Origin of the sequence: Lactobacillus kefiranofaciens, from assembly GCF_900103655.1 — a bacterium.
GTDB classification, from domain to species: domain Bacteria; phylum Bacillota; class Bacilli; order Lactobacillales; family Lactobacillaceae; genus Lactobacillus; species Lactobacillus kefiranofaciens.
Window position 1 is genome coordinate 36,528 of record NZ_FMXC01000015.1, and the last position, 12,313, is coordinate 48,840.

Annotated in this window: 10 protein-coding genes and 2 pseudogenes; 6 read left to right on the plus strand and 6 right to left on the minus strand. The window is 39.9% G+C overall.

Features of this window, described 5'->3' with window-relative positions; genetic code table 11:
* Positions 1 to 102: 102 nt before the first annotated feature.
* Positions 103 to 1,080, plus strand: coding sequence for a hypothetical protein (locus BLP58_RS06800; RefSeq protein WP_013854849.1), 978 nt, complete (start codon positions 103 to 105; stop codon positions 1,078 to 1,080).
* A gap of 66 nt (positions 1,081 to 1,146) precedes the next feature.
* Here the strand turns inward: BLP58_RS06800 and BLP58_RS06805 are convergent, their stop codons facing one another.
* Entirely contained in the window at positions 1,147 to 1,500 is a 354-nt protein-coding gene (locus tag BLP58_RS06805) for an aggregation-promoting factor C-terminal-like domain-containing protein (protein ID WP_013854848.1), read from the minus strand.
* Between the two features lie 208 nt (positions 1,501 to 1,708).
* On the opposite strand from BLP58_RS06805, the gene BLP58_RS06810 reads away from it, so the two are divergent.
* The 4 genes and pseudogenes from BLP58_RS06810 (at position 1,709) to BLP58_RS06825 (ending at position 7,122) form a co-directional block, all read left to right on the plus strand.
* Positions 1,709 to 4,240 (plus strand): M1 family metallopeptidase, encoded by a 2,532-nt coding sequence (locus BLP58_RS06810; protein ID WP_013854847.1) that lies wholly within the window; start codon positions 1,709 to 1,711, stop codon positions 4,238 to 4,240.
* Positions 4,241 to 4,351: 111 nt separating this feature from the next.
* On the plus strand, positions 4,352 to 5,845 hold the full coding sequence (locus BLP58_RS06815; RefSeq protein WP_013854846.1) for a peptide MFS transporter: 1,494 nt from the start codon (positions 4,352 to 4,354) through the stop codon (positions 5,843 to 5,845).
* A 133-nt stretch (positions 5,846 to 5,978) separates the two neighbouring features.
* Positions 5,979 to 6,421: pseudogene (locus BLP58_RS06820) on the plus strand (LytTR family DNA-binding domain-containing protein).
* Between the two features lie 2 nt (positions 6,422 to 6,423).
* Positions 6,424 to 7,122 (plus strand): LiaF domain-containing protein, encoded by a 699-nt coding sequence (locus BLP58_RS06825; RefSeq protein ID WP_025084239.1) that lies wholly within the window; start codon positions 6,424 to 6,426, stop codon positions 7,120 to 7,122.
* Between the two features lie 35 nt (positions 7,123 to 7,157).
* On the opposite strand, the gene BLP58_RS06830 is transcribed toward BLP58_RS06825, so the two are convergent.
* Together BLP58_RS06830 and BLP58_RS06835 are read right to left on the minus strand one after the other, a co-directional pair.
* Positions 7,158 to 7,355: a hypothetical protein gene (locus BLP58_RS06830; RefSeq protein WP_013854844.1), complete on the minus strand. Its 198-nt coding sequence runs from the start codon at positions 7,353 to 7,355 to the stop codon at positions 7,158 to 7,160.
* An 89-nt stretch (positions 7,356 to 7,444) separates the two neighbouring features.
* Positions 7,445 to 8,487, minus strand: a pseudogene (locus tag BLP58_RS06835) (L,D-transpeptidase).
* Positions 8,488 to 8,637: 150 nt separating this feature from the next.
* Between BLP58_RS06835 and BLP58_RS06840 the strand changes: the two are divergent.
* Positions 8,638 to 9,429 (plus strand): DUF4931 domain-containing protein, encoded by a 792-nt coding sequence (locus tag BLP58_RS06840; RefSeq protein WP_013854843.1) that lies wholly within the window; start codon positions 8,638 to 8,640, stop codon positions 9,427 to 9,429.
* A 34-nt stretch (positions 9,430 to 9,463) separates the two neighbouring features.
* On the opposite strand, the gene BLP58_RS06845 is transcribed toward BLP58_RS06840, so the two are convergent.
* The 3 genes from BLP58_RS06845 to BLP58_RS06855 form a co-directional block, all read right to left on the minus strand.
* On the minus strand, positions 9,464 to 10,105 hold the full coding sequence (locus tag BLP58_RS06845; protein WP_013854842.1) for a hypothetical protein: 642 nt from the start codon (positions 10,103 to 10,105) through the stop codon (positions 9,464 to 9,466).
* Positions 10,106 to 10,309: 204 nt separating this feature from the next.
* Positions 10,310 to 11,593 carry an RNA-guided endonuclease InsQ/TnpB family protein gene (locus tag BLP58_RS06850; protein WP_013854089.1) on the minus strand — a complete coding sequence of 428 codons (1,284 nt, stop codon included), beginning with the start codon at positions 11,591 to 11,593 and terminating at the stop codon, positions 10,310 to 10,312.
* Complete coding sequence (locus BLP58_RS06855; protein ID WP_013854090.1) at positions 11,590 to 12,204, minus strand: IS607 family transposase; 615 nt, start codon at positions 12,202 to 12,204, stop codon at positions 11,590 to 11,592. The genes BLP58_RS06850 and BLP58_RS06855 overlap by 4 nt, the downstream gene beginning before the upstream one ends.
* Positions 12,205 to 12,313 lie beyond the last annotated feature (109 nt).

A 12,313-nucleotide genomic window follows, 5' to 3' on the forward strand; every position in this document is an offset into this window, starting at 1 on the left:
ACATATGCTTCAAATGCTAAAATTTTCTTCAATTCTGGCTGCGACTAATACTATATTGTAAATAATGTGCTACGATAATGGCTTGAAGGGAGAAGTTGTATTATGGCACACATGTCACGGCGTGAATATCGCATGAAGAAGGAACATAATCAAACCAGTGCTGATCAAGCGCGGGTTAATTATTCCAGGAATCAAGCTAATAGTCGCGAGGCTTTTAGAAATAAAAAGATTAGCAATCCTGCACCACTTAATACCAAACTGGATACTTCAAGAGAAGATTATCATCAGGTAAAGCTGAACTTCTGGACTATCTTTTCGGATCGACCTTATGTTTCAGTGGCAATTATCGTTTTAGCCCTATTCTTAGCCATGATTAAATTATGGTGGGCCTTACTCATCTTATTGCTAGTGGTGATTGCTGGTATTTTCATTATTGGTCACAGTCATCACCCACATCAGGTGTTAAGTTTAGAATTTCACCTGAAGGCATCAAGAAAATTAAGCATGTTGCGAGCATTAGAGCTTGGTGGTTCCGTTGTAATGTTTTTAGCTACCTATATGAAGCAGGTAGTTACCGTAGACTTCTCATCAGCTGGGTCAACAGATAGCTTCCAGATCATTCAAGGTGCCTTGTCTAATAGTGGTGGCATCTATGGTCAACGTGGCTCGTACTTTTTAAACTTGCTGAATACGGTGACTGGTGGGCAATTATGGAGTTCATATCGCTATGCCACCAATAGTGCACAGATGATGAATAGTAATTCTGGTCGCTGGATTATTATTTGGATTATGTTGTTAATGCTTGCTCCAGCTTTTTGCGTTTTGGCCCAATTCTTTAGAGAGCCTTATTCAAGAAATGCGACTTTAGTTACTTCACTGATCACAACCGTAAGTTTTATTCTGACACCCCTTTTGATGAGAAAATGGGTAGTTGGCTACGCGATGGAGAATCAGATGGCTCGAGAAGCTGCCAATAATGCCGTGCGTATTGGAACGATGGCCTATGTGGGCATGGCTTGTTCAATTCTAGTATTAATCATTGCCATCTATCGCTATATTAAACAAGATAATTTTGCATAAACAAAAACAGCTTAGCTCTAATTGAACTAGGCTGTTTTCTTATATTTTTTGGGAATTAAGAATGAATTAATACCGGTTATGTGCTAACCAAAATCTCTTAGCGTTAACCCATGAACCGTAACGGATGTAAACATATCTGTCGGCAGTACGTTCTTGGTTCTTAGGTGATAAGTTGCCGTGCAAGTAACCGATTGATAATTGGTATTTACCGTAACATGAACCGTTTCTAGCAGTGTAGTTACCACCTGATTCGCGCATTGCAATCCATCTTTTAGCTGCTCTTTCTTTCTTAGAAAGCTTCGCGGCTTGTACAGTTTGGGTTGAGTTGCTGCTGAAAGCTTGTACAACTGTTACACAGGCAAAGGCAAGTGCTAAAGCAGCTAAAATTTTAACAAAAGTAGATTTAACGTTTTTACTCATTTATTTTATTCATCCTTATTAATACTTGTTTTAAAAAAACTTATTTATTTCTTAATGACTATGCTTATATAGTACGAGCTTAATGTGACAGCAGTGTTACAAAATGAAAACGTCACTCTTACAATCGAGAATATTTAGCCTTTTTTAAGTGTTTTCCGCCCAATTTTGGTAAAATTTAAATGAAATGTACTAATTTAGGAGGTATGAAATGGCAGTTAAACGTTTTTATGAAACTTTTCATCCAGAACACTATGATCTTCGAATCGAAGTAAACCGTGAAAAGAAGACAATTTCTGGAACTTCTACTATTACTGGTGAAGCAATTGAAAATCCAGTAATGGTTAACCAAAAGTTCATGGACATCAAGAATGTTACAGTCGATGGTGAAAAAGTTCCTTTCGAATTTAATGATAAGGATGAAGCAATTAAGATTGATGCGGGCAAAACCGGCAAGATGGTCATCGAGATTGCTTATACCGCACCATTGACCGATACAATGATGGGTATTTATCCTTCATATTACGAAGTTGATGGCGTTAAGAAGCAAATTATCGGTACGCAATTTGAGACTACTTTTGCTCGTCAAGCATTCCCATCAATCGATGAACCAGAAGCTAAGGCTACTTTCTCACTTGCACTTAAGTGGGACGAACAAGATGGCGAAGTTGCTCTTGCCAACATGCCTGAAACTGAAGTGGACCAGGATGGCTACCACCATTTTGAAGAAACTGTCCGCATGTCTAGTTACTTGGTCGCATTTGCCTTTGGTGATTTGCAATCCAAGACTACTCATACTAAGGATGGCGTTTTAATTGGTGTTTACGCAACCAAGGCTCATAAGGCTAAGGAATTAGACTTTGCTTTGGATATTGCTAAACGGGCAATCGAATTTTACGAAGAATTCTACCAAACTAAGTACCCACTTCCACAATCATTGCAATTGACCTTGCCAGACTTCTCTGCTGGTGCCATGGAAAACTGGGGCTTGGTAACTTACCGTGAAGCATACTTATTGCTTGACCCAGACAACACTAGCTTGGAAATGAAGAAGCTGGTTGCCACTGTTATTACCCACGAATTGGCTCACCAATGGTTCGGTGACTTGGTAACCATGAAGTGGTGGGACAACTTATGGTTAAACGAAAGTTTTGCCAACATGATGGAATACTTATCAGTTGATGGCTTGGAACCTGACTGGCATATTTGGGAAATGTTTCAAACGAGCGAAGCTCCTGCAGCTTTGAGCCGTGATGCTACTGATGGCGTTCAACCAATTCAAATGGAAATCAACGACCCTGCAGATATTGACTCAGTCTTTGATAGCGCGATTGTTTACGCTAAGGGTTCAAGAATGTTGGTCATGGTTCGCTCACTTCTTGGCGATGACGCATTGCGTAAAGGCTTAAAGTACTACTTCGATCATCATAAGTTTGGCAATGCTACTGGTGATGATTTGTGGGATGCACTTTCTACTGCTACTGATTTGGATATCGGCAAGATCATGCACTCATGGCTCAAGCAACCTGGCTATCCAGTAGTTAACGCTTTTGTTGATGAAGATGGTCACTTGAAGCTTACGCAAAAGCAATTCTTCATCGGTGAAGGCGAAGATAAGGGTAGACAATGGCAAATTCCATTGAACGCTAACTTCGATGCACCTAAGATTATGTCCGACAAGGAAATCGACTTAGGCAACTATAAGGTAATTCGTGAAGAAGCAGGCCACCCATTAAGAATCAATGTGGGCAACAATTCTCACTTTATTGTTAAGTACGACAAGACCTTGCTCGATGATATCTTGTCTGATGTTGATGAGCTTGATCCAATTGCTAAATTGCAATTATTGCAAGACTTGCGTCTTTTGGCAGAAGGCAAGCAAATTTCTTACGCATCAATCGTACCTCTTCTTACCAAATTCGCTGACTCTAAGTCAAGTTTGGTAATCAATGCATTGTACACAACTGCCGCTAAGCTTCGTCAATTCGTTGAACCTGAATCAGCTGCCGAAAAGAACTTGAAGAAACTCTATGATCTTTTGTCCAAGGATCAAGTTGCTCGCTTAGGCTGGACAGTAAAGCCAGGCGAAAGCGATGAAGATATTCAAATCCGTCCATACGAATTAGCCGCTAGCCTTTATGCAGAAAACGCTGATTCAATTAAGACGGCTCACGAAGTCTTTACTGAAAATGAAAACAACTTGGAAGGCATGAATGCAGATGTTCGTCCATATGTTTTGCGTAATGAAGTAAAGAACTATGGTAGTCACGACTTAGTTGCTAAGTTGATCAAAGAATATCAAAGAACTGCTGATGCATCTTACAAGGCAGACTTGCGTGGTGCGATTACCAGCACGATTGACCCGGTTGAAGTTAAGGAAATTATTAATAATTTCGAAAATGCCGATGTAATTAAGCCACAAGACTTGCGTGGTTGGTACCGCGGGTTACTGGCTAACCATCATGGTCAACAAGCTGCTTGGGACTGGATCAGAGACGACTGGGACTGGCTTGATAAGACTGTTGGCGGTGACATGGAATTTGCTACGTTTATCACCGTTACAACCGGCGTCTTCCACACTCCAGCAAGATTGAAGGAATTCAAGGAATTCTTTGAACCAAAGGTAAACGTTCCACTTCTTAGCCGTGAAATTAAGATGGATGTTAAGGTCATCGAAAGCAAGGTTGACTTGATCGAAGCCGAAAAAGATGCAGTTAATGCTGCCGTTGCTAAGGCACTTTAATTAGAAAAAATAATATTTAGAAGATAAGGATCCAACTGTAAAAAGAGGATCCTTATTTTTCGTGGTATAATTATTTTTATTGCTTACCTTAGATAAGAAGGGAGTTTTTCTTTGGGTAAACGAGATTCAAATACAGCATTTTTTGGACAACCAAAGGGTTTGTCCACTTTATTCTTTACTGAAATGTGGGAGCGTTTCAGTTATTACGGTATGCGTGCTATTTTACTTTTCTACATGTATTATGCAGTTACCAAGGGTGGTCTGGGGATGGACCAGACTACTGCTGCGTCAATCATGTCGATTTATGGCTCGCTGGTTTATTTATCTACCCTAGTGGGTGGTTGGCTTTCTGATCGAGTATGGGGTTCAAGAAAGACCGTTTTCTATGGCGGTGTTTTGATCATGTTAGGTCATATCGTCTTAGCTTTGCCAGCAGGCGTAGCGGCGTTATATAGCTCAATCGCGTTAATCGTTGTGGGTACGGGACTACTCAAGCCTAATGTTTCCTCAATGGTTGGAGGCCTTTATTCAGTTGAAGACCGTCGTCGAGATGCCGGCTTTAGTATTTTTGTTTTTGGTATTAATATCGGTTCGTTTTTGGCACCGCTACTCGTGCCATGGGCTGCTCAAGGTTTCGGCTTTAATTTGTTCGGCAATGAAATGAACTTCCACGCTGGCTTTTCATTAGCTGCAGTGGGGATGTTCCTAGGCTTGGTTCAGTATGTGTTAGGCGGTAAGAAATATCTTTCAACTGATAGTTTGACGCCGAATGATCCAATTGATAAAGGCGATTTGCTTAATGTAATTAAGTGGGTAGTAATTATTATCGTGGCAATTGGCATAGTATTAGCTGCAATGGCTGGTGTAGGTCAATTGAATGTTAATAACATTATTACCTTGCTAACGATTCTAGCAATTGCACTGCCAATCTACTATTTCGTTATGATGCTGCGCAGCCCTAAGGTTACTAAGATGGAACGCTCACGGGTTAAGGCTTATATTCCGTTGTTCTTCGCGGCAGCTATTTTCTGGGGTATTGAAGAATCGGGTTCTGTTGTTTTGGCTTTATTTGCGGAACAAAGAACGGTGCTGCATATTGGTGGTTGGCACTTTGCGGCAGCTAATTTCCAATCACTTAATCCATTGTTTATTATGATCTTAACGCCGGTTTTTGTCTGGTTATGGGAACATTGGAAAAAGCAGCCAACAGCACCAGGCAAGTTTGCGGCAGGACTGATCTTTGCCGGCTTGTCTTACATGTGGATGGCTTTACCAGGGATGCTCTTTGGCACTAGCGGTCGCGTTAGTCCATTTTGGCTTGTTGGATCTTGGTTTATTGTAGAAATTGCCGAGATGCTGATTTCACCAATTGGTTTGTCAATTACGACTAAATTAGCACCGAATGCATTCCGTTCACAGATGATGAGTATGTGGTTCATGGCTGACGCAACGGGTCAGGCAATCAACGCACAAATCGTTAAGTTTTATTCAAGTGGTACAGAAGTACAATACTTCTTGGCAATCGGTTTAGTCAGTGCTGTCTTTGGCATTATTATGTTCGCGTTAGTTAAGAAAATTAATACGCTGATGGAAGGCGTTCATTAGAAATTCAATCAGAGTCTACGAAAGTAGGGCTTTTTTTACCGCTTGGAACTAAAAAGTTACCGCTTAAGCCAAAAGACTAGTAATTTAAATGAATATATCTTTTAATAAAATTATCAGATTTGAGGTGAGAAGCATGAAAGTCAAACTTGAAATAGATCCAGATGCACCGGAAGCGGAGATCGTAATTAGAGCCAAGGATATTTCCCCGGAAATAAAACAGCTTTATCAAAAATTGCAGGCACAAGATCAGCACGCGGATCAAATTGAAGGAATACGTGATGATATGTCTTACTATCTGCGCTTGAGTGATATTCTCTTTTTTGAAACCAAGTCATGGCACATACTAAGAGGCACGCTTATCTGGTAAAATATAAATTATACGAGCTTGAAAATATCTTGGGCGCAGGGTTCATGCGTATCTCCAAATCAGCAATTATTAATTTAGATCAGATTTATGGCCTAACGCGGTCGATCTCTAATTGTAAGATTCAATTTCATGATTCTTATAAGACAGTCTATGCTTCACGTCGTTATTATAAAGATTTACGTAATCGCTTGAATGAAAGAAGGTTTTAATGATGAAAAAGAGTTTTAGCAGAATTTTATTAGGAGTAGGTTTTATTGCGGCGGCTGTTTTACTGGTAGTGAACCAATTAAATTTGCTTAGTTTCCGTTTAGGCTTCATGACTATTATTCTAGGTATAATTTTCTTAGCGCTGGTGATTAAGGGATTAATTGATCGTAGCATTTACTTAACTGTATTTTCGTTAGCCTTTTTAGTAATTACTTTTTCTAAGGATCTGCATATTGAAAAAATGCTATCACCAATGAAGATTTTGTTTATTGCCCTATTAATTGCAATTGGTTTGAGTCTGCTTTTTACTCATAGCTTTCGGCCCAAAATAAGCGTTAATAAAGAGATTGGTGACACTACGGTTGAGGAAAATGGCAATAATATCGTAATTGATCATCGTATGGGCGATACGTCGCGTTATGTGCACTCGCAACATCTAGAATCGATTCAAATTAATGCTTCGATGGGTGACATCAATGTGTATCTAGATGATGCCAAGGCCGCTGGCAATCGCGTCGACGTGAATCTGAATGCCTCAATGGGGGATGTAACGCTCTTTGTGCCACTATCTTGGCGAGTTGAGAATCACCTGCGGACAACTTTAGGCGATGTCACAATCAAAGGCGAGAGCAATGGCGGCGGTCCTACTTTAGTTTTGCAGGGCAAGGCTAATATGGGCGATGTTGAAATTAATTATGTTTAGAAATAAACGCGCGAGAGTAATTCCCGCGCGCTTTTTTAGAATTTACGTAAGTAAATGGCGTACATAACCAAGATAATACCTAAGATTAAGAAGATAATTGCTAAAGAACGTTGCCATTTTGCTTCATTGGCGTTAGTCTCTTTATCTTGCTGATTTTTATTATTTTTCATGCTTAAATATCTAAAATATGAGATTGCCGCTACAGCGAGGCAGATGATTCCGATGAATATCATAATAATCCTTTCAAAAGTCTATATCTTTTTAGCTTAATTTTACGCAAAAAAATAATGCTATTCAAATTCGAATAGCATTATCTTAGTTTTTAATAAACAATTACAGCTTCATTCGTAAGGACGTTGTTCCAGACGCTTCTAATTTCGGCAGGACGAATGTTAACGCAACCGTGTGAGCCGCCAGTTAGGTAAGCAGTCTTGCTCCAGTCGTTACGCCAGCTAGCATCGTGTAAACCACAGCCACTTAAAGTGAATGGCATCCAATACTGTACCTTTGAAGCATACTTAGAACCATCATCATTGAAGCCGCGTAATACGCTTGGTGATTGCTTGTACATGATGTACCAGACACCCTTAGGAGTTTGGTTGCCCTTGCCGCCTTCTAAAGTACCAGTAACGACATCGTTGAGGTGAACGGCAACTTTGCCTTTGCGCACAACCCATAATTCTTGGTGTTTAATTGAGACAACAACATAGTTGTTACCAATACCGTTGTTGCTCTTACCATGTTGCCGACAGGGACAGTGAATTTGTAGCTCTTCTTTAGAGTTTTGACCTCATCATCGATTTGCTTCAGCTTGGTATTAAGTGCCTTAACGTCGGTGAACTTGTACTTGCCATCCTTATAAGTAACCTCGCCAATTAGGTCAGCAGCCTTTAGGGTGTAGCTCTTACCGTCGATATTGTAAGTAACTGCAACTTTTTGCATCTTCGTTAGATTCTTCTTAGCTTCAGTCAATTGACTAGACTTGTAGGTATATTTTTGACTATTAGGCAAATCTGTATGTTGCTTGTCAAAATAACTCTGAACCGTCTGTTGGTCAATGGTTTGCGTGTTGGCATCCCGTTCTGAAACAATCTTTTTATTTCTTAAGAAGATGACGTTATCAGCTTTTTCATTAATCTTGTCAGTTGCTTTTTTCACCGTTAGCTTGCCGACCTTCACCCCATAGATTGATACATTCGGGTTGAAGTGCGTAGTCGCAAAGCTACGTTGACGTTTTTCATTAGCGATTTTTTGATTATAAAAGAATGCACCGCCAATAATTGCAATTATGATAATTACACCGATAATTACTAAGTAGAGATTATTGCGGCTATTATGTTTTCTAAGGTCTTTTCTAGATTGCATTTGTTAATTACCCATCTCTTCATTTTTCAAATAAGCGTTTACTTTGACACAGTATAGCAACTATTTTTATTATAGTAAAGTTACGTAATTATTCTACATTATTATTGCTATGTATAACAATATTTATTTTATATTTTAGAGGCAAATATTATGACTAATGATCCGTTAGTTTTTCAATTAAGTGCTGCTAAGGGCAAGCCCCAATCTTATCATAAGGATAAAAAGAAAAAAGTTTGTCCTTTTTGTGACGTGGCAAGTTTAACCGACATTTATGTCAAACAAGGCGAGATGATCTGGCTGCATAATAAGTTTCCTACGTTGCGTGATACTCTGCAGACGGTTCTAATTGAGTCGCATGATCATCACGGCGACATTAGTACTTGCACACAAGAGCACAACCGTGAATTGATGCGCTTCAGTTTAGATTGTTTTGAAAAAATGAACCATAATGATCAATATGAATCTGTTGTTTGGTATAAGAATTATGGCCCACATTCAGGTGGTTCATTAATTCATCCTCACATGCAGATTGTGGGATTAGAACATGAAGATGGGTATAAGTATATTCACCCTAATAATTTTGAAGGTGAAACACTGTTTGAAAAAGATGGGGTAGAGGTCAATGTGGGCGAGCATCCCGTCCAGGGTTATACCGAATTGAATATGAACTTGCTGGATCGCCAGAGTATCGACTTATGGGCAGATTGGATTCAGAGTGGTGCTAAGTACATGCTTAATATTATGTACAATGGCAGATGTGACTCGTATAATCTATTCTTCTATCCACGGAATGATGGCGGCATCTGTGCTAAATATGTGACTAGATTTGAGGCACCGCCTTATTTTGTAGGGTATAAGCTGTCTCAGGTAAATGATGAGATTACCTTAGATAAGGAAGCACATCGCTTTAGAGAGTTCTTTGATCAGGGATCGAAGATATAAATAAAAAGGCATTCTCAAATGAGAGTGCCCTTTGTTAAAATTCCGTATGAATAATGTCATCTTCAGGTCGATGAGCTTGAATGCGTAGCACGTTCCACTCGAAGACGTCATCTGGTTTGACTAGGTTAATAGTCAACTGCTTGTCCTTCATTGTGAAATCGAGTTCAGTTCTATGCTCAATCCATTCAACTCGATTAGGTTCTTGAGTTAAACCGGTAATCACCAGCTTTTCAGGGATGTCTTTTAAGAAAACATACTTTTGATAATTAGCGTGACGGTTTTCTAAAACAAAACCAGCACTGCTAGTTAATTGACTAGGCTGCCCTTCGTTGAATGCGTGGCTAAACATGTGCATCCAGGAGTTGATCACGTCTAGCGTCTTTTGAGTAGCTTCAGTGAATTTGCCATTTTGTACAGGAATATTAATGACAGTATTTTGTCCTTTTTGTCGGTTATCAACCATTGTGTCGATGACAGTTTCACTAGTTAAATCGAGACCGCTGGTTGGTTTAGCTAAAAAAATAGTGTACTTTTCGCAAGCGGCTTTAAAATCATCGACTTGCTGGTTAGTCATTACGGCTCGAGCACCGATGTCTCTAGCAGTCTTTACTAAAAAGTCGGCATCTGCTGGGCCAGTTAAGTTATAATTTAAGACAATTGCAAAATCAGGATTCATCTTTTCCTGCTATATAAAATGTGGAAAAGCATGGAAGAACATAAAAGAACGGTATTTTCCATGCCTCAAAGGTTTACATTTTTCCCTTTCCATTCTATATTCACCACCGTCAAACACCGGTATTCCGATATTCCAACTAGGGAGTAATCGCATTGACCAGCTATGATGGCATCGTTATCGGCCATAGCCTGACCGTGGATTTTTTTATAATGCTTTGTTTAATTCGGGATGACTGATCAACAGCGTAAGGTTTTTCATGGCATTTACGTCACGATCAACCGTTTTGCCGTAATTAGGGCAAGCTGGATTGTAGCAGATATACTCATTGTGCTTTGTTCCATGCTTCTGATTGCCTTTTAAAGTGATCTTGTCAGCGCCTTTTTTGACCGTGCCACAGACCGCACATCTTTGCGTTGATGGATAGTGCTGATCAGCTAAAATTAGTTCTTTGCCGTACCAAGCGCATTTATAAGCCAGCAGTTGCCTAAATAGTCCGAACATTGATCTTTGCATGCCCTTCGAAGCTACATGACTCATAAGCATTGCCTTAACGTCTAAGCTTTCAATTACAATCTGGTCATATTCATCAGCCATTTTCGTAGTAAACTTATGCATCAAGTCACGCTGAATATTAGTGGCACGCTGGTAGCAGGCTTGAAGCTTGGCTTTCGTCTTCAAGTATTTGTTGCTTTGCGTTCCTTTAATTCTGCCGTTGACTGTCCGCTTTTTAGCTAAACGCTTTTGGTAAAACTTAATTTTAAGATAAAGATGCTTTAGCGAATCAGGCAAAATCAAGCACTGACCATCCTGATAATTGAAGTGGCCGACATTGACATCAATTCCTGCTTCTTTGCCCGTTTTTGCCTTTGATACAGGTGTTTCTAGCTTATACGGCACGCAGGCATAATATTTATCATTAATTCTAACGATGGATACTACGCCAATTTTGCCTGGCAGCGGCTTTTCTGAAAGCTTGATGCCAGTCCAGTCATCCTTATAAGGCGTTTCTCTAGGCATTTCAAGCCAAAGTCGCCCGTCTTTGATTTTGGCTCGATCGGTTTTAAAGCCTTGCCGTGGATTTCTCTTGGAACGGAACTTTGGCTTGCCCCAATCAGGCTGAGCCTGATTAAAGAAGCTTTCCCATGCTTTGCCTAAATCTTGAACCGCCAATTGTAAAGTACGGGCAGAGTAGGCATATTGCCAGTCGTTTTTTTGCTCGATCATTCTGTCGCGCACTAAGCGCCAGTTAGGACTAGGATTCAGGTGCTGATCCCGATGAATTGCTTTCCATTTTTTAGTCTTTTTATCCTGCTTGGGAATAAAAACCGTGGCAACCACTTTATCCAAGATAGTATGAGCCATATATAGGTCTTGCCATAGAGCCAGTGCTTGATTCCAACAATATCTGCGATAGTCGCACCAATCGTCTAAGACCTGCTTCATGGTCTGATTAGGGTATAGCTGGTAGATTCGTGTCTTCACAATCATTTTTGGCTCAGCTCCTTATCCTCGCTAATCTTATGCTTATATTTACGCAAACCATAAAGTCGGCACGAGAATACATGCAAAATGCTTAGAACATCCTGCACTAATTCATCATTAGGCGAGGTTTCTTGGTTGTTCAGCACTACTATTTCAGTGCCATTTTGATTGCACAGCTTCTCAAACCAGTCATAGCCGAAGCGAATAAAACGGTCTTGATAGGTAATGTAGATTGTCTTAATCTTGCCTTGCATTACCTCATCAAGAAGTCTATTCCATTTCTTGCGCTTGTAGTTAAGCCCACTGCCAATATCGGTAATCATTTCATCAAGAATAATGCCTTTTGCATTCGCATATTGGCGGATAAAGTCTTCTTGATCCTTAAGATCACCCTTCTGATTAGCAGTAGAAACTCTTGCATATCCGACTATCTTGCGCTTGTCTTCTTCTGAGCTAGACTGGCCATTAACGTATCTTAAATAATCCTGCTCGGTATAATAGCGCTTGTTTGTAGGCGTGCGGTGCGCTGGAAATATTCCCTTGCGATCCCATTCCTGCAAAGTACGTACTGTAATTCCTAAACGGTCAGCCATCTCTCTAGGTTTAAGCATAGCCATAATCTTCACCTCCACATATTGCCTTTGAGAAAGATTATAGCATATGCTTCTATCTTATTCTACTTATTTCTGCTTTTCATTATATAATAGTTAATCATTCCTTTCTCCT